This window comes from Actinomadura rudentiformis, assembly GCF_008923185.1.
GTDB lineage: Bacteria > Actinomycetota > Actinomycetes > Streptosporangiales > Streptosporangiaceae > Spirillospora > Spirillospora rudentiformis.
Window position 1 is genome coordinate 259,514 of record NZ_WBMT01000013.1, and the last position, 26,537, is coordinate 286,050.

29 protein-coding genes are annotated in these 26,537 nt (G+C 70.2%); 14 read left to right on the plus strand and 15 right to left on the minus strand.

The window, feature by feature from the left end; genetic code table 11:
* Positions 1–74: 74 nt before the first annotated feature.
* The 6 genes from secA2 to F8566_RS27365 all read right to left on the minus strand — a co-directional run bounded on the left by secA2 (position 75) and on the right by F8566_RS27365 (position 8,317).
* Positions 75–2,429 carry an accessory Sec system translocase SecA2 gene (secA2, locus tag F8566_RS27340; RefSeq protein WP_151564628.1) on the minus strand — a complete coding sequence of 785 codons (2,355 nt, stop codon included), beginning with the start codon at positions 2,427–2,429 and terminating at the stop codon, positions 75–77.
* Between the two features lie 113 nt (positions 2,430–2,542).
* Entirely contained in the window at positions 2,543–3,238 is a 696-nt protein-coding gene (locus F8566_RS50145) for a hypothetical protein (RefSeq protein WP_192809880.1), read from the minus strand.
* Between the two features lie 242 nt (positions 3,239–3,480).
* On the minus strand, positions 3,481–5,025 hold the full coding sequence (locus F8566_RS27350) for a glycoside hydrolase family 3 protein (RefSeq protein ID WP_151564631.1): 1,545 nt from the start codon (positions 5,023–5,025) through the stop codon (positions 3,481–3,483).
* On the minus strand, positions 5,022–5,912 hold the full coding sequence (locus F8566_RS27355) for a carbohydrate ABC transporter permease (protein ID WP_151564633.1): 891 nt from the start codon (positions 5,910–5,912) through the stop codon (positions 5,022–5,024). Before F8566_RS27355 ends, F8566_RS27350 begins: the two co-directional genes overlap by 4 nt.
* A complete protein-coding gene (locus F8566_RS27360; protein ID WP_151564634.1) occupies positions 5,909–6,883 on the minus strand; it encodes a carbohydrate ABC transporter permease in 975 nt (324 codons plus the stop codon). Before F8566_RS27360 ends, F8566_RS27355 begins: the two co-directional genes overlap by 4 nt.
* A 165-nt stretch (positions 6,884–7,048) precedes the next feature.
* Positions 7,049–8,317, minus strand: a complete 1,269-nt coding sequence (locus F8566_RS27365) for an extracellular solute-binding protein (RefSeq protein WP_151564636.1) — start codon at positions 8,315–8,317, stop codon at positions 7,049–7,051.
* A gap of 258 nt (positions 8,318–8,575) precedes the next feature.
* On the opposite strand from F8566_RS27365, the gene F8566_RS27370 reads away from it, so the two are divergent.
* From F8566_RS27370 to F8566_RS27405, 8 genes are all read left to right on the plus strand, one after another.
* Positions 8,576–9,799: an ROK family transcriptional regulator gene (locus tag F8566_RS27370; RefSeq protein WP_151564638.1), complete on the plus strand. Its 1,224-nt coding sequence runs from the start codon at positions 8,576–8,578 to the stop codon at positions 9,797–9,799.
* 482 nt (positions 9,800–10,281) lie between these two features.
* Positions 10,282–10,746 (plus strand): RrF2 family transcriptional regulator, encoded by a 465-nt coding sequence (locus F8566_RS27375; RefSeq protein ID WP_151564640.1) that lies wholly within the window; start codon positions 10,282–10,284, stop codon positions 10,744–10,746.
* Between the two features lie 18 nt (positions 10,747–10,764).
* Complete coding sequence (locus tag F8566_RS27380) at positions 10,765–11,559, plus strand: DNA-formamidopyrimidine glycosylase family protein (protein WP_151564642.1); 795 nt, start codon at positions 10,765–10,767, stop codon at positions 11,557–11,559.
* Positions 11,559–11,846 (plus strand): hypothetical protein, encoded by a 288-nt coding sequence (locus F8566_RS27385; RefSeq protein ID WP_151564644.1) that lies wholly within the window; start codon positions 11,559–11,561, stop codon positions 11,844–11,846. The genes F8566_RS27380 and F8566_RS27385 overlap by 1 nt, the downstream gene beginning before the upstream one ends.
* 97 nt (positions 11,847–11,943) lie before the next feature.
* The gene (locus F8566_RS27390) at positions 11,944–13,074 is read left to right on the plus strand and encodes a sensor histidine kinase (RefSeq protein WP_192809881.1); all 1,131 of its coding nucleotides are present in this window, start codon (positions 11,944–11,946) and stop codon (positions 13,072–13,074) included.
* On the plus strand, positions 13,071–13,742 hold the full coding sequence (locus F8566_RS27395; RefSeq protein ID WP_151564647.1) for a response regulator: 672 nt from the start codon (positions 13,071–13,073) through the stop codon (positions 13,740–13,742). The genes F8566_RS27390 and F8566_RS27395 overlap by 4 nt, the downstream gene beginning before the upstream one ends.
* An 81-nt stretch (positions 13,743–13,823) precedes the next feature.
* Entirely contained in the window at positions 13,824–14,732 is a 909-nt protein-coding gene (locus F8566_RS27400; protein ID WP_151564649.1) for an ABC transporter ATP-binding protein, read from the plus strand.
* Positions 14,729–15,496, plus strand: a complete 768-nt coding sequence (locus tag F8566_RS27405) for an ABC transporter permease (RefSeq protein WP_151564651.1) — start codon at positions 14,729–14,731, stop codon at positions 15,494–15,496. Before F8566_RS27400 ends, F8566_RS27405 begins: the two co-directional genes overlap by 4 nt.
* A 5-nt stretch (positions 15,497–15,501) precedes the next feature.
* On the opposite strand, the gene F8566_RS52380 is transcribed toward F8566_RS27405, so the two are convergent.
* Positions 15,502–15,630, minus strand: coding sequence for a hypothetical protein (locus tag F8566_RS52380; protein WP_264159436.1), 129 nt, complete (start codon positions 15,628–15,630; stop codon positions 15,502–15,504).
* A 192-nt stretch (positions 15,631–15,822) separates the two neighbouring features.
* Here F8566_RS52380 and F8566_RS27410 point away from each other — a divergent pair, with 192 nt between their 5' ends.
* Complete coding sequence (locus F8566_RS27410; RefSeq protein ID WP_151564652.1) at positions 15,823–16,728, plus strand: LysR family transcriptional regulator; 906 nt, start codon at positions 15,823–15,825, stop codon at positions 16,726–16,728.
* Here the strand turns inward: F8566_RS27410 and F8566_RS27415 are convergent.
* Positions 16,703–17,095 (minus strand): RidA family protein, encoded by a 393-nt coding sequence (locus F8566_RS27415; RefSeq protein ID WP_225993575.1) that lies wholly within the window; start codon positions 17,093–17,095, stop codon positions 16,703–16,705. The two genes, F8566_RS27410 and F8566_RS27415, sit on opposite strands and share 26 nt — an antisense overlap.
* A gap of 88 nt (positions 17,096–17,183) precedes the next feature.
* On the opposite strand from F8566_RS27415, the gene F8566_RS27420 reads away from it, so the two are divergent.
* The 4 genes from F8566_RS27420 to F8566_RS27435 all read left to right on the plus strand — a co-directional run bounded on the left by F8566_RS27420 (position 17,184) and on the right by F8566_RS27435 (position 19,929).
* Positions 17,184–17,726 (plus strand): dihydrofolate reductase family protein, encoded by a 543-nt coding sequence (locus tag F8566_RS27420; protein WP_151564656.1) that lies wholly within the window; start codon positions 17,184–17,186, stop codon positions 17,724–17,726.
* Positions 17,727–17,805: 79 nt separating this feature from the next.
* On the plus strand, positions 17,806–18,048 hold the full coding sequence (locus tag F8566_RS27425) for a hypothetical protein (protein ID WP_151564658.1): 243 nt from the start codon (positions 17,806–17,808) through the stop codon (positions 18,046–18,048).
* 54 nt (positions 18,049–18,102) lie between these two features.
* Positions 18,103–19,263, plus strand: a complete 1,161-nt coding sequence (locus F8566_RS27430) for a methyltransferase domain-containing protein (protein WP_151564659.1) — start codon at positions 18,103–18,105, stop codon at positions 19,261–19,263.
* Positions 19,264–19,353: 90 nt separating this feature from the next.
* A complete protein-coding gene (locus F8566_RS27435; RefSeq protein WP_151564661.1) occupies positions 19,354–19,929 on the plus strand; it encodes an NADAR family protein in 576 nt (191 codons plus the stop codon).
* Here the strand turns inward: F8566_RS27435 and F8566_RS27440 are convergent.
* The 4 genes from F8566_RS27440 to F8566_RS27455 form a co-directional block, all read right to left on the minus strand.
* On the minus strand, positions 19,913–20,419 hold the full coding sequence (locus tag F8566_RS27440) for a hypothetical protein (protein ID WP_151564662.1): 507 nt from the start codon (positions 20,417–20,419) through the stop codon (positions 19,913–19,915). The genes F8566_RS27435 and F8566_RS27440 overlap by 17 nt on opposite strands.
* Positions 20,420–20,523: 104 nt before the next feature.
* Positions 20,524–20,991, minus strand: a complete 468-nt coding sequence (locus F8566_RS27445; protein ID WP_151564664.1) for a Dps family protein — start codon at positions 20,989–20,991, stop codon at positions 20,524–20,526.
* A gap of 160 nt (positions 20,992–21,151) precedes the next feature.
* Positions 21,152–21,493: a helix-turn-helix domain-containing protein gene (locus tag F8566_RS27450; protein ID WP_151564666.1), complete on the minus strand. Its 342-nt coding sequence runs from the start codon at positions 21,491–21,493 to the stop codon at positions 21,152–21,154.
* Between the two features lie 111 nt (positions 21,494–21,604).
* A complete protein-coding gene (locus F8566_RS27455) occupies positions 21,605–22,900 on the minus strand; it encodes a CinA family nicotinamide mononucleotide deamidase-related protein (RefSeq protein ID WP_151564667.1) in 1,296 nt (431 codons plus the stop codon).
* Positions 22,901–23,346: 446 nt separating this feature from the next.
* On the opposite strand from F8566_RS27455, the gene F8566_RS27460 reads away from it, so the two are divergent.
* Positions 23,347–24,009, plus strand: a complete 663-nt coding sequence (locus F8566_RS27460; protein WP_151564669.1) for a hypothetical protein — start codon at positions 23,347–23,349, stop codon at positions 24,007–24,009.
* On the opposite strand, the gene F8566_RS27465 is transcribed toward F8566_RS27460, so the two are convergent.
* From F8566_RS27465 to rimO, 3 genes are read right to left on the minus strand one after another with little or no spacing between them, the layout of a single operon-like run.
* Positions 24,006–24,518 carry a DUF1990 family protein gene (locus tag F8566_RS27465; RefSeq protein ID WP_151564671.1) on the minus strand — a complete coding sequence of 171 codons (513 nt, stop codon included), beginning with the start codon at positions 24,516–24,518 and terminating at the stop codon, positions 24,006–24,008. The genes F8566_RS27460 and F8566_RS27465 overlap by 4 nt on opposite strands.
* A 9-nt stretch (positions 24,519–24,527) precedes the next feature.
* Entirely contained in the window at positions 24,528–25,121 is a 594-nt protein-coding gene (gene pgsA / locus F8566_RS27470) for a CDP-diacylglycerol--glycerol-3-phosphate 3-phosphatidyltransferase (RefSeq protein WP_151564673.1), read from the minus strand.
* Positions 25,118–26,527, minus strand: coding sequence for a 30S ribosomal protein S12 methylthiotransferase RimO (gene rimO, locus F8566_RS27475; protein ID WP_151564674.1), 1,410 nt, complete (start codon positions 26,525–26,527; stop codon positions 25,118–25,120). Before rimO ends, pgsA begins: the two co-directional genes overlap by 4 nt.
* Between the last annotated feature and the right edge of the window lie 10 nt (positions 26,528–26,537).

Sequence of the window (26,537 nt, forward strand, 5' to 3'; positions counted from 1 at the left end):
CACCACCGCGCGGCATCACCACCGCCCGGCAACACCACCGCCCGGCAACACCACCGCCCGGGAACACCGCGCGGTCAGGGGCGGCGGGACTTGCGGCGGAACATGGCGATCAGGCCGCGGAGGGCGCGTTCGTCCAGGGAGCCGAACGGGTTGTCGTGGACCAGATAGGTCCAGGTCGCGGAGGGTCGTTGCAGGCCCGCGGCGGTCAGGTCGATGCCGTCCGGCGTGGCGGTGAGGGTCTCGAACGTGTCGACGGCTCGTTCGACGGCGCGGCCCAGGAGCTTCTTGCCCGCAGGGACGGCCTCCCGGTTGAACTCGACCAGCGGGTCAAGGCCACGGCCGAGCGAGCGCAGATGAATGCCTTCGCGCAGGTCGGCCAGGTAGGCGAGGTGCTCGGTCCAGCAGCGGTCGAGATGGAAGAGGGCGACCTGGCGGGCGGCTTCGGCGACCGCCTCCTCGCCCGCGATCTCGACGAGCTCGGCGTGGTGGGCGGCGCGGCGTTCGGCCACGAGGCGGTCGGCGTGGTCACCGCGCAGCAGCTGACCGCGTTCGGCCAGGACCTCGCGGCGCTGAAGGCCGATCAGCTGGTTGTAGCGCCAGGTGTTGCGGTGGATCTCCACCTCGACGCCTTCCGCGACGCGCTGTGCGTGGCCGACGATCCAATGGGCGTTCTTGTCCTCGAGCCGGCCGTCGGACGCGGGGGTGGCGTTGGACTCCTCGTCGGGCGCGTACTGCGTGACCAGGTCGTCCTCAAGGCTGCTGAAGAACACCGAGCCGCCGGGGTCGCCCTGGCGGCCCGCGCGGCCGCGCAGCTGATCGTCCAGGCGGCTGCTGTGGTACCGGCCCGTGCCGATCACCAGGAGCCCGCCCAGCTCGACGACGCGCTCGGCGTCGGTCTCGGACGTTCCGCCCAGGCGGATGTCGGTGCCGCGGCCGGCCATCTGGGTCGAGACCGTGATCGCGCCCGCCGCGCCCGCCTCGGCGATGATGGCGGCCTCTTCGGCGTCGTTCTTGGCGTTGAGGACGACGCAGGACAGCCCCGCGCGTTCGAGACGGCGCGCGAGGCGTTCGGACTCCGCGACGTCCAGCGTCCCGACGAGAACGGGTCGGCCGGTCGCGTGCGCGTCCGCGATCTCCTCGGTGATCGCCACCTCCTTGTCGGTGACCGTGGCGTACAGCCGGTCGGGTTCGTCGACCCGGACGCAGGGGCGGTTCGGCGGGATCACCGCGATCTCCAGGCCGTAGAACTCGCGCAGCTGCCCCGCGACCGCGAGCGCCGTTCCCGTCATCCCGCAGCGGGTCGGATAGCGGCCGATGAGCTCCTGAACGGTGATCGAGTCGAGGATCTCGCCGCTCGCGGACGTCTCCAGTGCCTCCTTGGCCTCCACGGCGGCCTGCAGCCCGTCCGGCCAGCGCTGGAGCAGGGCCACCCGGCCGCGCGAGGAGTTGATCAGCTTCACGGCGCCGTCGCGGACGATGTAGTCGACGTCGCGTTGGAGCAGGACCTGGGCGTGCAGCGCGACGTTGACCGCGACGAGCGTGTCGGTATTGCCGGGCGAGTAGAGGTCGAGCCCGCCCAGCTCCCGTTCCACCGTACGGGCCCCGGCCGAGGTCAGCTGAACGTTGCGGCCCTCCTCGTCGGTCGTGTAATCCTGGCCCGGCCGCAACCGCCTCACCAGATCGGCGTACACGGGATCAGCCGGGTCATGCTCGGACGCGCCCGCGAGGACGAGCGGCACCATCGCCTCGTCGACCAGCACCGAATCGGCCTCGTCGATCAGCACGACCTCGGGCTCGGGCAGGACCAGCTCGTCCGTGGTCGTGGCCAGCCGGTCCCGCAGCAGATCGAAGCCGACCTCGCTCACCGGCGCGTACGTGACGTCGGCGGCATAGGCCTCCCGGCGCTCCTCGGGCGTCGAGGACTGCCCGACCGAGCCGACGGAGACGCCCAGGAGTTCATAGAGCGGGCCCATCCATTCGGCGTCCCGGCGCGCCAGATAGTCGTTCACCGACATCACGTGCACGCGCCGACCGCGCAGCGCATGCCCGGCGGCGGCCAACGCACCGGCAAGGGTCTTGCCCTCGCCCGTGGCCATCTCGACGATGTGACCGGACAGCAGGCCGAGCGTGCCGAGGAGCTGCACGTCGAACGGCCGTTCCCCCAACGCCCGCCGTGCCGCCTCCCGGCCGACCGCACACAACTCCGCGAGATCGAACTCGTCTCCCGCCTCTGCGGTGCGACCTGGCTTGTCCTGGTCCCGGACGTGGGCGGCGCGGAGGGCCAGGGCGGCAGCGGTCAGTTCCGCGTCGGAGAGATCGCGGAGTCGGGCCTCTCGCGTGGCGGCCTCGGCGACCAGGGCGCGATAAGGCGCCAGATCGATGGTCCCGGGCTTCTGCACCAGGCGCCGGAACCGGTCACGCAGCGCCATGACACGCTTCTCCGATCTCTTGAGCCACGATGAGTCGAACGGGCGGCCGTACCTTCCCGTTCCCCACGATGATCGCAGGTTGGGCGTCGTCCGCGCGTCTCCGGCGGTCCGGGTCAGGCGCCTTCGACCACGCGCACCTGAGCGACGACCCGGCAGCCCTCCGGGAGGGCGTCGAACGTCGGATAGTGGTCGTTCCCCAGTTCCAGGCCGGTCAGGGTCTTCTTGCACCGTTCATCGGCCTGGACGACCTGCAGGAGGTAGGGATCGCCCCGTCCGCCCCATTCGGTGCCGATGCCGGTGGACTGGATCTCCCACTGCCCGTCCTCGATCCGCTCCGCCCGATAGTCGGCCAGATAGAACCTGTTGCGCTTCTCCGCGAAGATGAAGATGCGCAGATCATCGTCGCCGAGATCATGGACGGTACCGCCGACCACGAAATCGCGATCCTCATGAAGGGCCTGGTCCCGCTCCGGGAACTCCACGTTCACCCGAGCCTGTGGGACGGGCGACTTCGTGGGGGCCGGGCTGGTCTGGCGCGGCGGACCCGGGACCGCCGGCGCCGAGGGCGGTGGCGGCGTCGAGGGCGGTGGCGGCGTCGACGCGGGAGACGGCGTGGGAGACGGGGCGCCGGTCCGATCACTGGGAAGGAGCACGCTCGCCTGTGGCGGTGGCTGGCCCTCAGCCGCCCCGACCAGGCTGGTGAGGCCCTTCAGCACGAATCCCGCGAAGACCGCCGCGACGCCGAACGCCAGGATGAACCTGCGTTCGAGGAACGACCGGGACCGCAGCCGCTCACGACGCGTTCCCACGTCAGCTCACCGGCTCGGCCAGACGACCCTCGGGACCGCACGCGGGCGGCCGTGCTCCGAGACCCACTCCAGCCGCCACGTCGAACTCCTTGCGCCATCCGCCCCACAACGTGTCAGCTGTACCTTCTGCCCCATTTGTAACCACCGTCAAGGCGATTGGCACATTTAATACCACCCGCCGCCACGACGATCCGGCGCCAACGAGCCCGTCCGCCGGCCGCCGCACGAAGCGACTTGCCAGGTCAGGGAGCGTGGGTGAGGCCTAGGAGTTCGGCGGCGGCTTGGGCATTGGCGGCGGCGGCACCGTAGGTGGCGACGTGGACGGCTCCTTCGGGGATCCAGACGGGCAGGCCCATCTCGACCACGATCGCGTCGGGGCGGGACTGGAGGAGGGCGGTGGTGAGGGCCCGCTGGCCCGCGTGGCGGTGCGCGTCACGCAGGACGACCACGAGACCGCGGCCGGTGGCACGTTCCAGCAGGGAGGCGGCTTCGCTCGGGGTGCCCTCGGCGCGGACGGTGTCGGGCGCCCAGGGGCTCAGACCCCACGGCGTCGGGCCGACCGCGATGTTGCCGGTGGACGCCACCTCGACCACGAGCGGCCCGTTCGAGAGGCCGGAGAACTCGCCGGTGACCGAGCCAGTTTCAGCACCGCTGACCGAGCCGCTGATCGAGCCGCTGACAGCGCCACTGGCAGTGGCATTGCCAGTGGCAGTGGCAGCGCCAGTGACACGGAGGGCCCGGCGCGCGGCCTCGATGCCTGCGGCGCGGTCCACGATCGCGGGGGTCGGGTCGGCCAGCCACTCCTTCATGCGGCGAGTACGTTCGGCGGCGTCGTGGAGGCGCTCCAGGGGCAGGCGTCCGGCGCGCACGGCCTTCTCGATGGCGGCGAGTACGGCTCGCAGGCTTTCCTGATGCTCGTTCGGGCCCAGGCAGAGCAGGTCGGCGCCGGCCAGCAGAGCCCGCACGGAGGCCTCGGGGATGCCGATGGCGCCGCTGGCGCCCTGCATGTCGAGCGCGTCGGTGACGATGACGCCCTGGTAGCCGAGGTGCTCACGAAGCAGCCCGGTGATCGCCGCTCGCGAGAGCGTGGACGGCACGCCCTTGGTGATCGACGGCAGATCGAGGTGGCCGGTCATGACCGCCTGGGTGCCGGCCTGGATCGCGCCGCGGAACGGCAGGAGATCGCGGCGGTCGAGAAGGGCCAGGTCGGCGTCCACGATCGGCACACCGAGGTGGGAGTCCTCGACGGTCGCGCCATGACCCGGGAAATGCTTGGCGCAGGCCGCGACCCCCGCCTCCTGGGTGCCGATCACCGAGGCGACGGCGTGCCGGGCCACCAGTTCGGGGTCGGAGCCGAACGAGCGGGTGCCGATCACCGGGTTGTCGGCGGCGGTGTTGACGTCCACGGAGGGCGCGAAGTTGAGGTTCACGCCGACCTCGGCGAGCTCGGCGCCCAGCGAGCGGTAGACCCGCCGGGTGAGCTCGGGGTCGTCCACCGCGCCGAGCGCCGCGTTCCCCGGGTACGGGGAGCCGGTCAGATGCCCGCCGAGCCGGGTGACGTCGCCCCCCTCCTCGTCGATCGTGATGATCGGGTCGGCGGCCTTGCGCATCTCGGCGGTGAGCGCGGCGAGCGCCTCGGGGCTGGGCACGTTGCCGATCAGGGCGAAGAGGGTGACGCCGCCGAGGCCCCGTTCCAGCTCGTCCTGCAGCCAGCGCGGCGCGCTCGCTCCCGGGAACGACGGGAGGAGGGTCCCGCGGGCCAGCCGTTCGATCGAGCCGTCGCTCATCCCTTCACCGCCCCGGCGGTCAGGCCCGACACCATGCGGCGCTGGACGAGAAGGAAGAAGATGATCACGGGAATGGTGAGCAGCGTGGACGCTGCCATGATGGGCCCCCAGGCGTTGCCGCTGCGGCCGAAGAAGAACTGCAGCATGATCGGCAAGGTGTACTTGTCTTGGTCGTCCAGGAACGTGAACGCGAAGATGAACTCGTTCCAGGCGGTGATGAAGGAGAAGATGCTGGTGGCCACCAGGCCCGGCGCCACCAGCGGCAGCAGGACCGTGAAGAACGTGCGGATCGGGCTCGCGCCGTCGATGGCGGCGGCCTCCTCCAGTTCCCTGGGCACGGCGGCGACGAAGCCGCGCAACATCCAGATCGCGAACGGCACGGCGAAGCCGACGTAGACGATCACGAGCCCGGGCAGGCTGTTGAGCAGACCGAACTGCTTGAGGTTCAGGAAGAGCGAGATGACCAGTGCCTCACACGGGACCATCTGCACGACCAACAGCATGATCAGGAACGTGGTGCGGAACCGGAACCGGAAGCGCGCCACGGCGGTGGCCGCCAGCAGCGCCAGCAGGCCCGAGATCACCACCGTGACGAGGGCGAGCACCGCGCTGTTGCGGAAGTACACCCAGAACGACGTCTCCGCGATGCCGCCGTTCAGCACCAGGTCGAAGTGGTCGAGCGTCGGGCGCGACGGCAGCGGCTTGGGCGTGCTGCTGAAGATCTCGGTGTTGGGCTTGAACGCGGTGGACGCCATCCAGAAGACGGGGAACACCGCCAGCAGGAACACTACGATCCCCGCGGTGTTGAGGGCGCCCTTGCGGAGGACGCGGGTACGGCGCGCGCGCCCCGGGCGACTCGCAATGCCCAGGCGGCTTGGACGGCTCATTTCGTCTCTCCCTGTCGGACCATGACCCGCACGTACAGGGCCGTGACGATGAGCAGGATCACCGTGAGCACCATCGCGATCGCCGAGCCCATGCCGAGCTTGGGATTGAGCGACCCGAACGCCTCGGAGTAGGCGTACAGCGAGAGGTTGAAGGAGTCACGGTTGGCCATCCCGGCCATCACGAACAGCTGGGTGAAGACCTTGAAGTCCCAGATGATCGACATGACCAGCAGGACCATGAAGATGGGCTTGAGGATCGGGAACGTGATGCTCCAGAACGAGCGCCACGGCCCCGAGCCGTCCACCCGCGCCGCCTCGTACAGTTCCCCCGGCACGCTCTTGAGGCCCGCGAGCACCGACACCGCGATGAACGGGCAGGCCTGCCACACCACGCAGATCGTCAGCACGGTGTACGTCGACAGCGGCGTGCCGAACCAGTTGTAGTCGTTCCAGCCGCCCCCGACGAGCCAGTCCGGCAGCAGGTCGAGAGTCCAGTTGACCAGTCCGCCGGTCGTGCCGAACAACCAGGAGAAGATGATCGCCGCGGTCACCGGCGGGGTCGCCCACGCGACCATCACGCCGCCCGCCACGAAGCTCGACATGCGCTTGCCGAGCTGGTGCAGCAGCAACCCGATCAGGGTGCCGACGACCAGCGTCAGCGAGACCGCGACCACCGCGAACAGCACGGTGTGCTTCAGGGTCTGCCAGAAGAACGGATCGCTGAAGATCTTGTCGTAGTTCTCGGTGCCCACCTGCTCGGCGGGCTCGCCGCGGAGCTGGCGGTTGCCGACCTTCTGGAACGACATGATCCCGATCTGGATCATCGGCCAGAACATCAGGAGGGCGATGACGACCAGCGTCGGGGCGATCAGCAGGTACGGCCCGAGGCGTGGACGGCGGCGCGGGCGGCCTGCCGTGCCGGAGGTCTTCCGACCCGGGTTCTTCCGAACCACGGGGGCGGTGTCGAGCATGGACTCAGTTCCGATCAGCCGGGGTTGGGCGGGGTCCCGCGACAGCGAGGACGAAGGATGCGCGCGGCTGGGATCTCGGGGGTCTCCGGGTGTGAGGTCTCGAAGACCCCCGAGAGTTCAGGCGTCCTACGGGTTGAGCAGGTGTGTTACGGGTGAGCAGGTGTGTTACGGGTTGAGCAGGGTGTTGGCCTGCTCGTTGGCCTTCTTCAGCTCACTGTCGGACGACTTACCCTGCATGATGGCCTTGATCGCGTTCGGCAGGATCTTCTTGGCCTGCTCGAACTCGCCCCAGCCTGCGCTGATCGGCGGGAACTTGGTGGTGCCCGCGATCTCGGTGAAGATCGCCAGCTTCGGGTCGGTGAACTTCACGTCCGAGCGCATCGACGAGAAGCCGCTGTAGTCCGCCCAGGCCTGCGCGTTCTTGGCGTTGTTGAGCACGGTGATGTAGTCGAACGCCGCGTCCTTGGCCTTGCTGTCCTTCCAGACGGCCAGGTCCGAGCCGCCGGCCATGACGGGCGCGTTGCCGCCGGCCTTGCTCGGGATCGGGAAGACGGCCCACTTGTCGGCGTCCTTGTCGGAGATCTTCTTCATCTCCTTGAACGCCCAGCTGCCGTCGAAGTACATGCCGAGCTTGCCGAGGGCGAAGTCGCGCTGCGGGCCTTCGAGCTCGTTCTTGCCGACGTACTTGGCGGAGGCGACCTTGTCCTTGGTCACCAGACCGGCGTAGAAGTCGACGGCCTCCTTGACCTGAGGCTGGTCGAGCTTGCCGACGAACTTGTCGCCCTCCTTGACGGCCACGTCACCGCCGTTGCCCCAGATGAAGCTGAGCAGCGCGTTGGTCTGGTCGCTCGGCACACCGATGCCCGGGACCTTCTTGGCGTCCTGGATCTTCTTGGCGGCGGCGCTCAGGTCGGCCCATGTCTTGGGCTGCTGGATGCCCAGTTCGTCGAACCAGTCCTTGCGGAACCACACGCCGCGGACGCCGCCGTACCACGGCACCGCGTAGGTCTTGCCGCCCGACCGGTCGTTCTCCAGGGCGGTCTTGTTGAGGGTCTTGCCGTCGGCCCACGCGTCGTACAGGTCGGTGACGTCGGCCAGGCTGCCCTGCTCGATGTGCGACTGGACGTCGGTGTTGCCGAGCTCGGTGACGTCGGGGCCCTCCCCGCCGGCGGCGGCCTTCTGGAACGTGGTGGCGACCTGCGGCCACGGCACGTACTTGATCACGACGTCCGTGCCCGGGTGCTTGGCCTTGAAGTCGGTCTCGACGCCGTCGAGGAACTTGGTCTGCTCGGGCGTGCCATCGCCCATCATCCAGACCTTGAGCTGCGCCGGGTCCTTGCCCGCCCCGCCGTCGGCCTTGTCATCGCCGCCGCCGCAGGCCGTGGCGGCCAGGGCGATCGCGGCCGCTACGGCCGCAACCTTGGTGTACTTCACTGGGACTTCCTTTCCAGCATGGCATCGCCGTGAGTGCATCCCCGACCGTCGGGGCCATGGATCGGGCCCGGACCCTTTAGGGTCCAGCCATGCCCGACACTTGCTCGCACCGGCCGCGGGACGCCCTGCTCGCCAGTCGGCGCTCGATGTGCGTCTCATCACCCGGGTTGGGCTGCCGAGGCGCTTGCGCGTAAACTAACAAGAAACTTTCCTAAACAAAACCGCTTGTTAGCGGATTGAGACTTTGAGGGGTCCAGCATGCCCAGACGACCGGGGACGCCGCGGCTGCTGCGCGAACTGAACGACCGCGCCGCGCTCGACCTGCTGGTCGGGCAGGGACCGCTGACCCGCGCGCAGATCGGCGAGCACACCGGGCTTTCCAAGGTCACGGCCTCCCAGCTGCTCTCCCGGCTCGAGGAGCGCGGCCTGGTCGAGGTCGTCGGGGAGCAGGCGGGCGGCAGAGGGCCGAACGCGGCGCTCTACGCGGTCGTGCCGTCGAGCGCGTACGTGGCGGGCCTGGAGGTGGGCCCCGACGGGGTCACCGCGGGCGTCGCGGACATCACGGGCAGCATCGTGGCCCAGGTCACCGTCGACCCGAACGGCGCGGACGATCCCGTCAAGACCGTTCACAACGCCGTCGCGAAGGCCTGCCGATCCGCCAAGGTGGCGCTCTCCCGCCTGAACGCCTTCGTCATCGGCACTCCCGGCGTCGTCGATCCGCGCACCGGTGACGTGCAGTTCTCGTTCGACCTGCCGTCGTGGCACGAGGGCGTTCTCGCCGGCCTGAAGACCGATCTCCGCCGCCCGGTGATCATAGAGAACGACGTGAACCTCGCCGCCATCGCCGAACGCGCGTACGGCGTGGCCAAAGATGACGAGGACTTCGCCCTGATGTGGCTCGACCGCGGCATGGGCCTGTCGGTCATGCTCGGCGGCCGACTCCATCGCGGCCGGTCAGGCGGCGCGGGCGAGATCGGCTACCTGCCCGTGCCCGGCGCGCCCCTCCCGTCCGGCGACGTCCGCCGCGACCCGGCCGACGAGGGCTTCACCGAGTCGACCACTTGGGGCATCCCGGCCTTGGCCGGCGGTTACGGCTCGCTGGTCGGCGCCGACGCCGTCCGCGGCCTGGCCCACGCGCACGGCTACACCGAGCCCACCGCCGTCGAGTGCGTCCGGGCGGCCGCCCTCGACGAGGAACGCGGCGGATCCTTCCTGGACGAGCTCGCCCACCGCATCTCCTACGGCGTCACGTCGGTCAACATCGTCCTCGACCCCGGCCTGGTCGTCCTGGCGGGCCAGCTGGGCCGCGCCGGCGGCGAGCCCCTGGCCACCCGCATAGCCCGCTCCGTCAGCCGCATCAGCCCGACCACCCCGACGATCGCCGTGACCGGCGTGGAAGGGAACGCCGTGCTCCGAGGCGCCCTCCACGCCGCCCTGGAAAAGGCCCGCGACGAGGTCTTCTCCTCACCCGCCGAATCCTGATTTACGCAAAACGCCTCCGCGGGGGAGCGCGGAGGCGTCAGTCGTACGGGTTGGCGGGTTATTGCTGTTCGGTCAGGCGGCCACTGGCCGGTCTTCGGCCTTGGCAGGCCGGTGGCCGGCCCGGCGCCTTGGGTCCTGCAGGGCGCGATCCCGGACGGTCTGGTTGATGATCTGGCGCTTGCGCCGCCGTGCGGCTGCCCATCGTGCCGTCGGTGTCATCGTCATTTCCCCGTTCCGCGGTGTGCTCACCGCAACCACGTGGCCCCCTATGACTCCATGGTCCTGAAGAAACAGCCGTATCGCCATCCACCACAGGGATGATTTGCCGTCAGACCTCTAGGGGAGACGCATCCGTCCCAAGGTCCCGGGTGCTTGCGAAATTCGCCCGAAAACGGTTCGGTGTGCATACCGAGAACCGGGACAGAGCGTGGACCAGGCCCCGGTAAGCCCAACCAGTCCGATCGGCAAGGGATAATACATTTATGCGATTGTCCGCCCGGGTCGACTACGCCCTGCGTGCCGCTGCGGAACTGGCGGTGGCCGGAAGTCATCCGGTGACCGCCGTCCAGCTCGCCGAGGCACAGCAGATCCCGCCCAAGTTCCTGGAGAACATCCTCGGCCAGCTCCGCCGGTCCGGGCTCGTCCGGAGCCAGCGTGGCCCCGAAGGGGGCTACTGGCTGGCCAGGCCGGCCGAACAGATCTCCATGGCCGACATCATCCGCGCCATCGACGGCCCGCTGCTGGGCGTCCGTGGCGAACGCCCCGAGCACGTCGGGTACGAGGGACCCGCGCGCTCCCTCCAGGAGGTGTGGATCGCGTTGCGCGCCAGCGAACGCGCCATCCTCGAACAGGTCTCGCTCGCCCACATCGCGACGGGCGAACTCCCCGCACCCGTGAAGAAGCTCACCGAGGACCCCTCGGCCTGGGAAAGCCCTTCCTTCATCTGACAGGACGGGACAGCTGACGTGCCGGAAGGCGATGTCGTCTGGCTGACCGCCCGGCGCCTGGACGAGGCGCTGACCGGGCGGCCGCTGACGCGCAGTGACTTCCGCATCCCCAAGCTGGCCACCACCGATCTGCGCGGACGGCCCGTCCTGGAGGTCCTCGCCCGCGGCAAGCACCTGCTGATCCGGGTCGGCGGCGGCCTCACCGTGCACAGCCACCTGCTCATGGAGGGCTCCTGGCGGATCCGCCGGCCCGGCGCCCCGCCTTCCGACCATCGCATCCGGGTGATCCTCGCCAACGCCGAATGGCAGGCGCTCGGCTACTCCCTCGGCATCCTCGAACTGCTCCGCACCTCCGACGAGGAGCGAGCCGTGGGGCATCTCGGCCCCGATCTGCTCGGCCCCGACTGGAACCCCTCCGAGGCCGTGCGCCGCCTGTGCGAGCAGCCCGACCGGGCCATCGGCGAGGCGCTCCTCGACCAGACGAGGCTGGCCGGCATCGGCAACGTCTACAAGGCCGAGATCCTCTTCCTGCGCGGCGTTCACCCATGGACCCCGATCCGCGACGTCCCCGACCTGTCCGCGATGGCCGAACTGGCCCACCGGCTCCTGGTGGCCAACAAGGAGCGGTACGGCCACATCACCACGGGCGACCGGCGTCGCGGCCACGAACACTGGGTCTACGGACGCGCCGGCCGCCCCTGCCGCCGGTGCCGCACCCGGATCCAGCGGGCGGACCAGGCGTCCGACCTGGGCAACCGGGTGACGTACTGGTGCCCCCGCTGCCAGCCGGCCCCGCAGACTCCGGAGGAGTGATGAGCGAGGAGGCGTGGGCGTTGCTGGTCGAGGAGCGGAAGGGCTCCAACGGCGAGTGGCATGTCTCGCTGGTGATGCCCGCCGGGAACGATCTCGGCCGGGCTCGCGAGGCCGCGGAGGACCTGGCGTTCGTCCACCGGCCGCAGCTGGCCGGTCTGCGGATGCGGCGCGACGTCTACCAGGTGGGCGAGGACGTCTGGATCGTCTCCCACCGCGCCAAGCTGGGAGGCGGGCCGACCTACTTCAAGGTGAGCGTCGTCCGCCATCTCGGCACGGCCGAAGACTGACCAGACCGGACGAGGCCAGGCCGCGATCATCCCTGAGGATGATCCACAGTGGTCGGATGTGCGGCGCCGCGTTCCCGGATACCGTGCGCAGGTGAAGATGGCCCGCAGTCGCCTCCTGGTCGGCCTGGACGTCCTGGTCGCGATCCTGTTGGCGTTCGTGCAGATCCAGATCGCGGGCAACCTCCTCAAGGACCGGCCGGGCTTCGCGTTCGCCTTCGTCGCGGCTTGCCTCACCGCCACCGTGCTCGCGGCCACGGTCGCGGTGCGCCGGCGGTGGCCGTTCCAGGCACTGGTCGCCGCGCTGGCCGTCTGGATCATCGCGTACGTCACCGGCGCGTTGTGGGGCGCCTACGTCGCGGTGGCCCTCGCGCTCTACACCGTCGCCGTCACGGAGGCGCCGCGGCGGTCGCTGCGCGCCCTGGCGATCTGCCTGGCGGGCGCACCGGTGGCGGTCGCCGTCGACCCGCTCCATGGCTGGGTCGCCGCCGCCTGGGGCACCGCGGCGGCCTGGCTGCTGCTCGGCGGCACCTGGTTCGCCGGCCGTACGGTGCGCGACCGCAGGCTCGCGGCGCTCCAGGCCGAACGCGACCGCGCCCACCAGATCCTCGTGGACGAGCGGCTCCGGATCGCACGCGAACTGCACGACGTCGTCACCCACGGAATGGGATTGATCGCGGTGAAGGCCTCGATCGCCAACCACATCGCCGACGACCGTCCGGAGGAGGCGCGCGAGGCCCTGCGCGTCATCGAGGCGACCAGCAAGGGCGCCCTCACCGAGATGCGCCGTCTGCTGGGCGTCCTGCGGGAGCCGGACGAGAGCGCCCTGGCGCCGTCCCCGGGCGCCGCCGCCCTGCCCGAGCTGGCCGAACGCGTGGCGGCCGCGGGGGTCCGGGTCGAGCTCACGATCGGCGACGCCTACGATCTTCCCGAGGCCGTCCAGCTCACGGCGTACCGGATCGTGCAGGAGGCCGTGACCAACGTGGTCAAGCACGCGGCCCCCGCGCGCTGCCAGGTAACGATCACCAGGACCGCGACGGAGGCGAGGATCGAGGTGACCAATGACGGCGCGGTCGTCCCGGCCGTCCACCCGAACGGCGGCGGCCACGGGCTCGTCGGCATGCGCGAGCGGGTCGCCATGTACGGCGGGGTCTTCACCGCCGGCCCGCGCCCCGATGGCGGCTTCACCGTGACGGCCACCCTCCCCCATCAGGACCGGGAGAGCGAATGAGCGGCGCGGCGATCCGCGTGCTGGTCGCGGACGACCAGGCACTCCTGCGCGGTAGCTTCCGCGCGCTCATCGAGACCTCGCCCGGCCTGTCGGTCGTCGGCGAGGCGGCGGACGGGGCCGAGACCGTCGAACTGTCCCGCACGCTGGTGCCCGATGTGGTGCTGATGGACGTCCGGATGCCGGGGATGGACGGCATCGAGGCCACCCGGCGGATCCGCGCGGCGCCCGAGACCGCGGGCGTGCGGGTCCTCATGCTGACGATGTTCGACCTGGACGCGTACGTCTTCTCGGCGCTGCGGGCAGGGGCCAGCGGTTTCCTGCTCAAGGACACCCCACCCGGCGACCTGCTGGACGCCATCCGGGTCGTCGCGTCCGGTGAGGCGCTGCTGGCGCCCACCGTCACCCGGCGGCTCATCGAGGAGTTCGCCGCGCGCCCGGAACCCGCCCGGCCGCTCCCCCGCACGCTCGATGGGGTGACCGAGCGCGAACGCGAGGTCCTGACGCTGATCGCCCGCGGCCTGTCCAACACCGAGATCGCCGGGCACCTGCACCTCAGCCTGGCGACGGTCAAGACCTACGTGGGCCGCCTGCTCGCCAAGCTCGGCGCCCGCGACCGCGCCCAGCTGGTGATCATCGCGTACGAGTCGGGCCTCGCCTCCGCCCGTTGAGCCGTCATCCCGGAGAGGACACCGCGAATGTCCATCGTGGGGTGATGTGCCGGGCGTACGGCGGCGGCGATCGTGGTCGGCATGATCGAAGTACGTGAGCTGACCAAACGATACGGGCGTGTGACGGCCGTCGACGGGTTGTCGTTCACCGTGCGGCCCGGGCGGGTGACGGGCTTCCTCGGGCCGAACGGAGCGGGCAAGTCGACGACGATGCGCGCCATCATGGGCCTGGACCTGCCGACGTCCGGCGAGGCACTGGTGAACGGGCGCCGCTACCAGGCCATCGAGCGCCCCCTCCACGAGGTGGGTGCGCTGCTGGACGCGAGTGCGGTGCACGGCGGGCGCACCGCGTTCGACCACCTGGACTGGCTGGCCCGCAGCAACGGCATCGGCCGTGCGAGGGTCCTTGAGGTGCTCGACCGGGTCGGGCTCGGCTCTGCCGCACGACGCCGCGTGGGCGGGTACTCGCTGGGCATGCGGCAACGGCTCGGGGTCGCGGCGGCGATCCTCGGCGACCCGGCCGTGCTGCTCTTCGACGAACCGGTCAACGGGCTCGACCCCGAAGGAATCCGGTGGATCCGCGAGCTCATGCGGGCACTCGCGGCCGAGGGCCGGACGGTCCTGGTCTCCAGCCACCTCATGAGCGAAATGGCCCTGACCGCGGACCATGTCCTGGTCGTCGGACGGGGGCGGCTCATCGCCGAGACGTCGATGGCGGACCTGTCTGCGCAGTTCAAGCGTGACGTCCTCGTACGCTCGCCCCGTCCGACCGCCCTCGCCGCGGCCCTCACCACCGCCGGGGCGGCGGTCGCGCAGATGGCCGACGAGCTGGTCGTCGCAGGTCTGGACGTGGCAGAGATCGGCGACCTGGCCTTCGCCCACGGCGTCCCCGTCCACGAACTCACGCCGCGCAGCGCCTCGCTCGAAGAGGCGTTCCTGCAACTGACCGGAGAGACCGTCGACTACCGAGCCGAAGGAGCCAACCGATGAACACCGCGATCTCGGCCGAGTGGCGGAAGCTGTGCACGGTCCGTTCGACGCGCTACATCCTCGGTTCGCCGCTCGTGGCGTTGGCCGCCGGCAGCCTGGTGGCGGTGTTGATGACGGCCGACTGGGACGGTTCGACGGCCACCGAACGCGCCACGTTCCCCGGCGCCGATCCCGCCGTGCTGGCCGTACCGTTCACCCAGTTCTGCCTGGCGGCGCTCGGGGCACTCGTGATCACCTCGGAGTACGCCACGGGCATGATCCGCACCAGCCTGGCGGCCGTTCCGGGGCGGCGCAGGCTGCTCGCGGCCAAGGCGGCCGTGGTCGCCTCCGTCGCCTTCGTCACCGGCCAGACGGTCGCGGTCGCCGCGTTCGTCCTCGGCGGGCTCATCACCGGCGACCGCCCGGCGCCGATCGCGGCATGGGACTCGGTGCCCGAAGGACTGGCCGCCGCGTTCGGCAATGGCCTGTCGATCACGGTCATCGGTCTCATCGGGCTCGGGTTCGGCGCGGTGCTGCGTTCGACGGCGGGGGCCTTCGTCGCGGTGGGCGCGGTGCTGTTCGTCCTGCCGACGGTCGCGCTCATGGTGTTCCCGTCCTGGGGCGAGGACATCGCGTCCCTGCTGCCCGCCGGGCTCGCGCCGCAACTCGCGGGCACGGCCGACGATCCCGTGCTGCCACCGGCCCTCGCGCTCGCCGTGATGCTGGGGTACGCGGTGTTGGCGCTGGTCACCGCCGCCTCCGCACTGACCCGGCGCGATGCCTGAGCCCGTCAGGCCAGGCGGAGCCCGCTGCGGGCCGGCTTCCAGGAGTTCGATGCCCATGCGGTCGTCCAGCCCCCCGGGTGCGTGGCGCCGAGGTGCCGGCCCAGTTCTGCCAGCTCGTCCCGGTTGTTGATCACGACTGGTCCTCTCGGCACGACGGTCGGCGCCCGTCCGGGGTGGTCTGTACGTCCCGGGTCGTCATCCCCGGACGGGTCGCCGCCAGTCGGGTCACCGGATCCGATGCCCTTTGCGCTCGATCCTGTGTCGCTCGGATACCCAAGTCAATTCTCGGATTTACTTGGTGATCCCTAAGGCTTAGCTTGGGGAGTATGACGTTGGACGACCTGCGTGTGTTCATCGCGGTGTGCGAGGCCCGCAATCTCAGCGCCGTGGCGAGGAGCATGTCGTGCAGCCAGTCGGCGGTCAGCCAGCACGTCAAGCGGCTCGAACGGGAGACCGGGCTGACCCTTCTCGAACGCCGCCCGCGCGGTGTCGCGCCGACGCGGGCGGGCCGGATCCTGCGGCGTGCGGCTGCGGAAGGCATCGCCGGGCTGGACGACGCGTTGCGGCAGCTGGACGACCTTCGCCGGGGCGTCGCGGGCACGATCCGGATCGCCACCGGCGCCACCACGGTCCGGCACTTCATGGCCGCGGGGGTGACCTCGTTCCGGGCCGGCCATCCCGAGGTCAACCTGGAGTTCGTGACCGCCAACTCCAGCCGCCGCTGCCTTGAGGCGGTCCGGTCGCACGAGGTCGACCTGGCGTGGGTGACCATCGGCCCGCCGATGGACGGGGTGGAGCAACGTTCGTCATGCGACCTGCCCTGGGTGCTCGCGGTCCACGTCGCCGATCCGCTGAGCCATCGGCAGACGATCACCCCCGCCGAGCTCGCCGACATCCGCCACATCGAACTGCCCGAGCACTCCACGTCCCGCGTTCACCTGGAGATGCATCTCGAGCGCCACGGTGTGCGGCTCACCTCGACCACGAGCGTGGCCGACTGGGACACCGCGCTGCTCCTGGCCGAACTGGGGCTGGGCCACGCCCTCCTGCCCGCCCTTCCGGGCTGGGGCCTGGGGCCTGGCGGGATCGTTCGCCTGATCCCGATCCCCGAACTCCCGCCACTCGGCGCGGGCTGGGCAGCGCGCCAATGGGACGCCCTGAGCCCGCTGGCCCTGGAGTTCGCCGACACCGTGGTCAACGAACTGATCAGCCGGACTCGTGCTCCTCAATGATCACTGCCGTGGCCTCGACCTCCACCAGCTGGTCGTGGTAGCCGAGGGCGGCCACTCCGAGCAGGGTGCTGGGGGCGTCATGGTCGCCCATGTGCTCGCGGACGACGTTCCAGGCCTCGACGAGGTCCTGCTGGCGCGACGACGCCACATACACCGTGGTCTTCACGATGTCGTTGAGGGATGCGCCCGCGCTCTCCAGGGCCGCCGCGAGGTTGATCATCACCTGCCGGGCCTGGCCTGCGAAGTCCCCGATGGCGACGGTCTCGCCGTTCGCGTCGAGCGGGCAGGCGCCTGCGGTCCAGATCGCCCGCACCGGCGCCTCGGCCACCGCGGCGTAGGCGTAGTCCACGGTTTGAGCAAGATCCATGTTGCGGATCAACCTGACGGAAGAGCCCTGATCGATCATGCTCCTAGTCTTGCAGGGCAGGGCAAATCGGATTTTCGGAGGTGCCGCCGTGAGCAGGTTGCTGTATTCGGTCTCGATGTCGCTGGACGGCTTCATCGCCGGTCCCGGCGGTGACATGTTGTGGCTGACCGATCACCTCGGAGCCAATCCGCTCGTCGACGAACTCCTCGGTGACATCGGTGCCCTCCTCGTCGGCAACCGCACGTTCGGCGGTGACGACCCGCACCGGGGGACGGAGAAGGAGGGCGAGGCGTTCGGCGGGGGCTGGGCGGGGCCGCAGTTCGTGGTCACCCACCGGCCGCCGGGCGACCCGGTGCCGGATGTCACGTTCGTCGGCAGTGTGGCGGCCGGTGTCGCGGCGGCCAGGGCGGCCGCAGGCGAGAAGTACGTGAACGTGATGGGCGCCGACATCGCCCGGCAGTGCGTGGAGATGGGAGCGCTGGACGAGGTGCTCACGATCATCGTGCCGGTGCTGCTCGGCGATGGCGTGCGGCTCTTCGAGCACCCTGGCGGAACGAACGTGAAGCTCGAACGGGTGCACCAGTCCGAGGTCCCGCATGCGACGAATCTGTGGTTCCGAGTGGTGAAGTAGCACGCCGGGCTCAAGGGCCCGGCGGTCCGGCAGTTAGGGCCCTAGGGCCCTGGCGAGCCGGGCCCCATGGACGGCGATAGTGATCCCTCCCGCGTCCCGACAGGAAGGATCGCCGAAGAACCTCAAGACGACCCGGCGGACGACCGTCTTCGTGGAAATCGTCTCCTTCAGGAACAAGCGGTTGCCGGTGGTCCGCCTCGTGACCTGTGGCGCCAAGCCCAAGAGGCTCGGGCCGTTGCGGAAGGTCATGCACAGCCAGCCGCAGCCGATGAAGCTCGACAAGCCAGGGACCGGGCTGGCCAAGTACCGGCTCTACTACTGATCCGGGCCGTTCGGCGGAGTTGAACCGTGGCGCCCTGGCTTGCAGGGTGGATGAATGACCACGGAAGAACGAGTCGAAGGCTTGGCCGAGTTGCTCGTGACGACCGGACGGCTCACCGAGCCGCTCTGGCGTGAGGGCCTGCGGGCGGTACCGCGGCATCTGTTCGTGCCGGACAAGGCGTGGGCGGTGCCGGACCGGCCGCGGTACGAGGGGTTCGCGATCGACCGGGAAGCCGATCCCCAGACGTGGTGGAACGCCGTCTACTCCGACACCGCGATCGCGATCCAGCTCGACGACGGCGCGAGGGACCCGCTGAGCGGCACCGGGGCCTGGACCAGCTCCTGCTCGGCACCGGGGATCGTGGTCGTCTTCCTGCAGGAGCTCGGCGCGCTCGACCATCACCGCGTTCTGGAGATCGGTACCGGGACGGGCTGGACGGTGGGGCTGCTGACGTGGCGGCTGGGGCCCGGCAGCGTGACGTCGATCGAGATCGACGAGACGCTCTCCGCACGGGCCGCCGAGAACCTCGCGGCAGCGGGCCTGGCGCCCCAGCTGATCGTCGGCGACGGCGTCGTGGGCTTCGCCGACGGCGCCCCGTACGACCGGGTCCACGTCACCTGCGGAGTCGAGCGCGTTCCGCACGCGTGGGTCGAGCAGTGCAGGCCGGGCGGGCGCATCGTGCTGCCCTGGTCGCCGGGCTGGGGCATCGGCCACCTCGTCCAGCTCACAGTGACCGGTGACGGTACGGCTCTCGGCCATCTGACCGGGCCGGCCGGATTCATGATGCTGCGCTCGCAGCGGCGCCCCTTCGGCGGCCCTGAACGGGCCGTCGAGCAGCGTAAGAAGGCCGACGTGTCCTCCGCCCGCCTCGACCCGCGTTCGGTGATGGCGCAGGCACCGGGCGCCGAGGTGGCGATCGCCGCGCTCGTCCCGGACGTGCGGTCCCACCTGGAGGCGGCGCCGGACGGCAGTTACCGCATCTGGGCGATCGAGAGCCGGGGCGACGATCCGTCATGGGCGTGCGCTGACTTCGAACCCGGCCGCCCCGATCGTGCCGTGCGGCAGTACGGGGCGCGGCGGCTGTGGGACGAGGTCGAGAACGCCTACCTGCGGTGGGTGACCTGGGGCTCTCCCCCGCGCGAACGCTTCGGCCTCACCGTCGACGCGACAACCCAGCGAGTCTGGCTCGACCACCCCGACCACGTCATCGCCTGACCACCACGCCATACCCCGCCGCGGAGCCGGTTCCCGGGCGTCACGGGAATGCGGTTGCGCGGTTGCGGCGCGTTCGGCGAGAGTCTGCGCATGTCATTCACCGCCCGCGACGTTCGCAGCGTCGCCGACGTCCGCCGGCTGCACGATCAGGGAGAACGGCCGAAGTACCTGTACTTCTGGGGGCACCAACCTGGCAAGGAGGGCGCCGTTGGCTCAGGTTGTCTGAGCCAGTGGTGGCCCTTGCATCCGTTCACCGTGGAGGGCGTCGACTACCGTTCCGCCGAGCACTGGATGATGGCCGGGAAGGCGCGGCTCTTCGGGGACGACGCCATGCTTTCGCGGATCCTCGAAGCGAACAGCCCGGCAGAGGCGAAGGCATTGGGCGGGAAGGTGCAGGGCTTCGACGAGGAGACCTGGGCCGCGCATCGCTTCGAGATCGTGGCGGAAGGGAACGTCGCCAAGTTCGGCCAGCATGACGACCTGAAGACCTACCTGCTCGGCACGGGAGCCCGCGTCCTGGTCGAGGCCAGCCCGCGCGACCGCATCTGGGGCATCGGCCTTGCCGCGACTGACGAACGGGTATCGGACCCGCACAAGTGGCGCGGCCTCAACCTGCTGGGCTTCGCGCTCATGGAGGCCCGCGCCCGGCTCAGCGACGTTCGGTGACGCGGCCGTCGGTGACGACGAGGCCCGCCTGCGGTCTGCCTTCGCCGCAGTCCGGGCCGTTGGGGTACGTGGCGCGCGGGGTCACGTCCAGCCGTTCACTGAGCAGGCGCTTGCCGGATGCGTCGCGGAGATCCACGGTGACCTGGACGGGAGCCTTCGGCAGTCCGCGGACGTCGGCGAAGCCGTGCTTGTCACCGGTGGGTGAGGCACTGGCGCCGCAGCTGTCATCGGGGTCACTGCCGGTGCAGCCTTGGGGGACGCTCTTGCTCGACGCCATGAGCCGCACCTTGGACGTCCGGCAGGTCCCGTTCCAGCAGACCTTCATCGAGGCGTCGGTGACCTTGGCCGCGTAGGGGGCCTTGATGTCAAGGCTCACGCCCTCGAGCGAGCCGATCATGGTGCAGGGTTTCTCGCCGGCGGCGAGGCCGGTCCCGCAGGCGGTGGCGGCGGCGAGGGACGAGAACGCCACGAGCTTCGCAAAGGTGGCCATGACCTCTCGACGCGGCCGGGCGTTCCGCGGTTCCGCGCGAACACGAATTAACGCGGAAAACGGGAAAAGCCCCGATCCGGAGATCAGGGCCCTCCGCGTCAAGGTCAGTGCTGGACGGAGAACATCCAGTGCTGCTTCTCAAGCTCGGCGGTGAGACCGATGAACAGGTCCTGCGTCACCGGGTCGGCCTCCTCGGTGGCCTCGATGCGCTCACGGAACCGCTGGATGATCTGCGCGAGCACGTCGGTGATCGCGGCGACGACCTTGTCGTCGGTGATGTAGCCGGCGTCCAGCTGCGGGATCGCGGTGCGGTCGGCAAGGGTGCGGACGCGGCCGTCCGGGTTGACGCCGATGGCCACGGCGCGTTCCGCGACGGTGTCGGCGTACTGGCGGGCCAGATCCACGACCTCGTCCAAGTGCTCGTGCACCTGCTTGAAGTGGCGGCCGGTGATGTTCCAGTGGGCCTGCTTGCCCACCAGCGAGAGATCGAGCAGATCGACGAGGGCGCCCTGCAGTGCCTCCCCTGTGGTCTTCTGGGCGGCATCACCAAGGGTGCTCTTGACCATCGCCATGATGAGGGCTCCTTCCGCGTCGTTTCGGTATGTCCGTTACAACGACGGAGGATTCCCCCCTATGCCGTGATCACTCGTGAGCCCGCCCACACCTGAGACCCGGTGGGAGCTGGGCTCAGGTGGGAGCTCGGCTCAGGCGGCCATGCTCAGGCGGCCACGGTCAGGCAGCCACCATGTCGGCACGGAACTCGCCGGTGATCTCTTCCGGCGTCTCCGGAATGCGCTCGTGCTCGGGCGGCGCACCCGCCATGACGGGCTCGTGCTGCAGCTCGGCGAGCGCCAGTTGGTCCGCTACCTCTCTCAACACGTGCGAGAGGGGAACCCCCAGTGCCTTGCAGATCGACGCGAGCAACTCGGACGAGGCCTCTTTCTGACCCCGTTCGACCTCGGAGAGGTACCCGAGGGAAACGCGCGCCGCCGCGGACACCTCGCGGAGGGTGCGTCCCTGGCGCAGCCGCAGCTGCCGGAGTACGTCACCGAGCAGCTGGCGAAGCAGGACCATCGTCTCGCTCCCTCCCTCAGTTCGGACCATCTGACAGTTCCACCGTACCCGGCTTGAAGGCGGCCGTGGCAGACCGTGGATTTCGTGTTCGCTTCGAACGTAACGCTGTAATCAGCCCTTCTCTTCCCGATCTTCTTCAGATTCACCGGCCCCGTGCTCCGCGTCAAGCCCCAAAATGTCACGTCTTAGCAGCTCAAGCGCGTGAACGACGGTGAGCCTGCGGATCACATTCCGGACCTCGGCACTGGCGCCCGGCACGGTGAGTCGAGGACTGATCACAGTCGGTTCGTTTCCAGGTCCGGCCACGGAAATGTAGAGCGTTCCCACCGGGTGGCCGTCCTGCGGTTCGGGGCCCGCCACTCCGGTGACCGCGACGCCGTAGGACGCCTCGAGGCGGTCCCGGACGCCCGCCGCCATCGCCGCCGCCACATCCGGGTGCACGGCGCCATGCTCGCGCAGCAGGTCGTCGGGGACGCCGAGAAGCGTGTGCTTCATCTCGGTGGAGTAGGTGATCATGCCGCCGGCATAGGTCTTCGACGCCCCGGGCACGGCGGTGAGCTCCGCACCGATCAGGCCGCCCGTGAGCGACTCGGCGGCCGCGACGGTCCGCCCGCGCTCGATCAGGAGCCGGTGCACCACGCCGGCCAGTGTCTCGTCCTCGGTTCCGTACACCAGTGTGCCCAGCAGGTCCCGGGTCAGCTCCTCCGCGCCGCTCAACCGCTGCACCGCGTCCGGCCCGGACGCCGTGATGCGGATCTTCACCTCACCCGTCGACGGCAGGTAGGCCAGCTTGATGCCGTCGAGCGCCTCGACCTCGGCCAGCCTGGTGGCGATCACCGATTCCCACACACCGGCGGTGCGCAGCGTACGGCGCGCGACCTGGGGTGCTCCGGCCCGCTCGACCAGCTCCGGGATCACCACCTCGTTCATGATCGTGCGCATCTCGAACGGGACGCCCGGCAGCGCGTACGCCACGCCCCCGGGCAGTGCGACCCGGAGGCCCGGCGCGCTCCCGGCCGAGTTGCCGAGCAGACCGGCGCCCTCCGGCACCTCCGCCATGCGCAGGGCCATGGGCGCCAGCGGCCGGTCGGCCGCCGCGACCCGGGCGCGCAGCCGCCTCTCCAGCGTCGGATCGCGAATGAGGGCCACGCCCGCCGCCTTGGCCAGCGCGTCCCTGGTCAGATCGTCGTAGGTGGGCCCCAGGCCGCCGGTGGTGATGACGGCGTCCGCCCGCCCGAGCGCCTCATCGACCGCCGCGATGATCAGGTCCAGCTCGTCGCCCACGACGACGCTGCGGGTGACCTCGATCCCGCTTTCGGCGAGCCGCCGCCCCATCCAGGCCGCGTTGCCGTTGATCGTGTCGCCCAGCAACAACTCGTCCCCGATGGTGAGCAACTCGACCCGCATGGCGACCCCTCCCGATGGCGATCATGACTCCACCGTCGAATCTACCGCCGCCGCTCCCCCACGGTCACAAGGAGCACCGCGTTTCGTCAAGAAAAACTAATGCGGGACCTTGAATCCGTCCTCAGCGCGCTCGCACGGTAAAGCGCAGATTCCAGTCGCACGTGGCCCTTAACGACCGGAGAAGTCTCAAGGCCCGCGCTCATCTCCCGGCGGGTGCCGCGGCTTGCGACCCGCGCTCGCCGCTTGAACGCACCAGTCCGGCGTCTGCTCATGTTCGCACGTCGCGGCATGAACATGGACCGGCATCTGTACGGTCTGTACGCCATTTCGCAAACCATTTCTCGCGAATTAATGTTTGGCGGCGCGCCTCCTGGAAAAGCCGATCTACTAAGCGAAGCATCACCTTTGCTTGCAGGCGGAAATCGTGGGCTCTGGAAGGACGGCATATGTCATTGCCGTACGACGCGAAGCACAGCGGGCCGAGATGGCGGGGACCCGTTTCCCTGCGCCAATTCAGTCTCCACTCGGCGATCCGCGCCACGACGAGCGTTCTCGTCACGGGTTCGGCGGCCCTCTACCTGACGGTGGCGTTCAAGGGACTCCTCCTGCTGACGGCCCCGCCCGCGCAGATGGTGATGACGGATACCAGGCCGCAGCATCCCGGCCGTGCCGTGACGGAGAGCGCTCCAGGGATCGGGCCGTCCACGCTGTACGGGCCGCTTGCCATCGCGGGCGCCCTGATCGCCGGGCTGCTGCTGGTGTGGGCGGGAACCTCCGGCCTCCGCACGTTCCGTGATCAACGGGAGTGGAGGCGGCGCCAAGGCCTTCCGCTGGTGGCCTACGCGCTCGGAGCGATCGCGTTCGGCCTGGCCCACCTGAGCGTCTCGGGCGGCCACATGATCTGGAACGGCCCGAATCCGGTCGTCCCGAGTGCGCTGCTCGGCCTGCTGGTGGCGACCGCCACGCTCGCCCTGCCTGCCGGTCACCCCTCGAAGGATTCCATGATCGACCACATGATGATCGACCACAGGGCGAGCGGTACCGCCCGGGTCGATGATCCGCCCCGGCCCCGATCCGCGCCCGGCCTTCGCTCGGGCGTGGACGGTTAACGTGGGCGGGCGAGCCTGCGCAGCACGGCACCGCACCTGCGTGCGTACGCGCGCTGCATGAACGGCACCAGCGGCCCGCCCGCACGCGCCAGCCGTCCGCCCGGACGGCTGAACGCGGTGACGGTCAGCCAGACGTCCCCCGTGTCGTCCATGTGCACCACGAACGCCTCCTCCCCCTCCTCGGGGTGACCGGGCAGCGTGCCGTAGGCCCAGCCCACTCGCTTTTCCCCGTCCTCGACCCAGACCACGCGGCACGGCGCCCTGAGCCGCAGCGGCCCGACGCCCAGCCCCACGACCACGCTGACCCCGGGCGCGACCCGCCGAGCCGAGGCCTCGATCCGCACCGGGATGGCCCGGTGCATCCAGAACTCCATGAGCGCGTCCGCCGCGTTCCGCATCGCGACCGGCCCCTCGCCGACCAGCGTGCGCACGCGCAGATGGCTGTAGCCGTCCGGCAGGTCCAGGGTCTTGGTCGCCCCCACCTCGGCGTACGTGAACTCCTGCGTCACAGGGCCTCCTCAGGAGTCCGAGGGCGAGGTGTGCCGCAGACGCCAGGCCTGGACGAGGTAGTCGAGGCCGGTCACGACGGTGACGACCAGCGCGGCGGCCATGAAGGCCCATCGCAGGGGGTCGAGCGGGCCCGGCAGGATGCAGAGGCCGATCGCGATCACCTGCAGCATCGTCTTGAGCTTGCCGCCCTTGCTGGCGGGGATCACACTGGTCCGGATCATCAGGAAGCGCATCAGCGTGATGCCGATCTCGCGGACGAGGATCGCGATGGTCACCCACCACCAGAGCTCGCCCAGCACCGACAGGCTGACCAGCGCGGCGCCGGTCAGGGCCTTGTCGGCGATCGGGTCGGCGATCTTGCCGAAGTCGGTGACCAGGCCGCGGGCGCGGGCCAGGTCGCCGTCGATCTTGTCTGTGATGGAGGCGACCGCGAAGACGGCGAACGCGGCGAGGCGCCACGCGGTGCCCTCCTGGAAGAGCAGCCAGACGAAGACCGGCACCAGCAGGATGCGCAGCAGCGTGAGGTAGTTGGCGATGTTGTAGACGCTCGCCTGCGGCGGTGTCGAGATCGGGTCGTCCCGATCCGACGGACCGGCGATCATGGCACGTCCGCCACGAGATCCACACCGTCGCTGTCCACGACGATGGCGGTGACGATGTCGCCGAGGGCCAGCCCCTCACCGCGGACGAGGACGGTGCCGTCGACCTCCGGCGCCTGGTGCTCGGCGCGTCCCTCGAACGCGCCGTCCTCGGTCTTGTCCTCCAGGAGGACACGGATCTGCGAGCCGACGCGGTCTTCGGCGCGCTGGGCGGTGAGCTCCTCCGCGAGGGCGGAGACCTCCTCCACCCGGCGGGAGACCTCGTCCTGGTCGAGCTTGCCGTCGAGGGTGGCCGCCTCGGTGCCGTCCTCGTCGGAGTAGCCGAAGACACCGATCGCGTCGAGGCGCGCCGCGCTCAGGAACTCGATCAGCTCGTCCAGGTCGTTCTCCGACTCGCCGGGGAAGCCCACGATGAAGTTGGACCGCACGCCCGCCTCGGGCGCGTGGGCGCGGACCGCGCCGAGCAGCTCCAGGAAGCGCTCGCGGTCGCCGAAACGCCGCATGGAGCGCAGCACCGGGCCGCTGGCGTGCTGGAACGACAGGTCGAAGTAGGGGGCGACGCCGGGCGTGGAGGCGATGACCTCGATCAGGCCGGGCCGGGTCTCGGCGGGCTGCAGGTAGCTGACGCGGACGCGCTCGATGCCGTTGACCGCCGCCAGCTGGGGCAGCAGCTTCTCCAGGGCCCGCAGGTCACCGAGATCCTTGCCGTAGGAGGTCGAGTTCTCGCTGACCAGGACCAGCTCGCGGACATCGTGGCCCGCCAGCCAGCGCGCCTCCTCCAGCACCTCCGCGGGCGGGCGGCTGACGTAGGCGCCGCGGAACGCGGGAATGGCGCAGAACGTGCAGCGCCGGTCACAGCCGGACGCCAGCTTCAGCGGGGCCACCGGGCCGCCACCCAGACGGCGGCGGAGGATCCGCGGACCGGTCGCCGGCGCGACGCCCTCGGGAAGATCACCATGGCCGGGAATGGAGATCTGGGGGGCCGCGGCGGTGCGCTCCACCGGGCTGATCGGCAGCAGGGTGCGCCGGTCCCGGGGAGTGTGCGCCGTGCGGAGGCGGCCCTCGACGACGTCGTCCAGCCGTTCCCCGATCGTGGCGTAGTCGTCGAAGCTGATCACCGCGTCGGCCTCGGGCAGCGCCTCGGCCAGCTCCGCCCCGTACCGCTCGGCCATGCAGCCCGCCGCGATCACCTTCGCGCCGGAGTCGTGCGCGGCCAGCAGCGTGTCGATCGAGTCCTTCTTCGCCGCGTCGATGAAGCCGCAGGTGTTGACGACCACCACGTCGGCGCCGTCGGCCGACTCGGTCAGGTCCCAGCCCGCGTCCTCCATCCGGGCGGCGAGCTCCTCGGAGTCGACCTCGTTGCGGGCGCATCCGAGCGTGACGAGTGAGACCGTGCGGCGTGTGGACATGCCCCTAACG

Bases quoted from the DNA above. Each gene is read 5' to 3' on its own strand.
- F8566_RS27410 (WP_151564652.1), top strand. From the start codon at position 15,823: ATGACGTTGGACGACCTGCGTGTGTTCATCGCGGTGTGCGAGGCCCGC.
- F8566_RS27460 (WP_151564669.1), top strand. From the start codon at position 23,347: ATGTCATTGCCGTACGACGCGAAGCACAGCGGGCCGAGATGGCGGGGA.
- F8566_RS27405 (WP_151564651.1), top strand. From the start codon at position 14,729: ATGAACACCGCGATCTCGGCCGAGTGGCGGAAGCTGTGCACGGTCCGT.
- F8566_RS27415 (WP_225993575.1), bottom strand. From the start codon at position 17,095: ATGGATCTTGCTCAAACCGTGGACTACGCCTACGCCGCGGTGGCCGAG.
- F8566_RS27435 (WP_151564661.1), top strand. From the start codon at position 19,354: ATGTCATTCACCGCCCGCGACGTTCGCAGCGTCGCCGACGTCCGCCGG.
- F8566_RS27355 (WP_151564633.1), bottom strand. From the start codon at position 5,912: ATGAGCCGTCCAAGCCGCCTGGGCATTGCGAGTCGCCCGGGGCGCGCG.
- F8566_RS27350 (WP_151564631.1), bottom strand. From the start codon at position 5,025: ATGAGCGACGGCTCGATCGAACGGCTGGCCCGCGGGACCCTCCTCCCG.
- F8566_RS27360 (WP_151564634.1), bottom strand. From the start codon at position 6,883: ATGCTCGACACCGCCCCCGTGGTTCGGAAGAACCCGGGTCGGAAGACC.
- F8566_RS27440 (WP_151564662.1), bottom strand. From the start codon at position 20,419: ATGGCCACCTTTGCGAAGCTCGTGGCGTTCTCGTCCCTCGCCGCCGCC.
- F8566_RS27385 (WP_151564644.1), top strand. From the start codon at position 11,559: ATGAGCGAGGAGGCGTGGGCGTTGCTGGTCGAGGAGCGGAAGGGCTCC.
- F8566_RS27430 (WP_151564659.1), top strand. From the start codon at position 18,103: ATGACCACGGAAGAACGAGTCGAAGGCTTGGCCGAGTTGCTCGTGACG.
- F8566_RS27375 (WP_151564640.1), top strand. From the start codon at position 10,282: ATGCGATTGTCCGCCCGGGTCGACTACGCCCTGCGTGCCGCTGCGGAA.
- F8566_RS27370 (WP_151564638.1), top strand. From the start codon at position 8,576: ATGCCCAGACGACCGGGGACGCCGCGGCTGCTGCGCGAACTGAACGAC.
- F8566_RS27450 (WP_151564666.1), bottom strand. From the start codon at position 21,493: ATGGTCCTGCTTCGCCAGCTGCTCGGTGACGTACTCCGGCAGCTGCGG.
- secA2 (WP_151564628.1), bottom strand. From the start codon at position 2,429: ATGGCGCTGCGTGACCGGTTCCGGCGCCTGGTGCAGAAGCCCGGGACC.
- F8566_RS27390 (WP_192809881.1), top strand. From the start codon at position 11,944: ATGGCCCGCAGTCGCCTCCTGGTCGGCCTGGACGTCCTGGTCGCGATC.
- F8566_RS27455 (WP_151564667.1), bottom strand. From the start codon at position 22,900: ATGCGGGTCGAGTTGCTCACCATCGGGGACGAGTTGTTGCTGGGCGAC.
- rimO (WP_151564674.1), bottom strand. From the start codon at position 26,527: ATGTCCACACGCCGCACGGTCTCACTCGTCACGCTCGGATGCGCCCGC.
- F8566_RS27400 (WP_151564649.1), top strand. From the start codon at position 13,824: ATGATCGAAGTACGTGAGCTGACCAAACGATACGGGCGTGTGACGGCC.
- pgsA (WP_151564673.1), bottom strand. From the start codon at position 25,121: ATGATCGCCGGTCCGTCGGATCGGGACGACCCGATCTCGACACCGCCG.
- F8566_RS27395 (WP_151564647.1), top strand. From the start codon at position 13,071: ATGAGCGGCGCGGCGATCCGCGTGCTGGTCGCGGACGACCAGGCACTC.
- F8566_RS27445 (WP_151564664.1), bottom strand. From the start codon at position 20,991: ATGGCGATGGTCAAGAGCACCCTTGGTGATGCCGCCCAGAAGACCACA.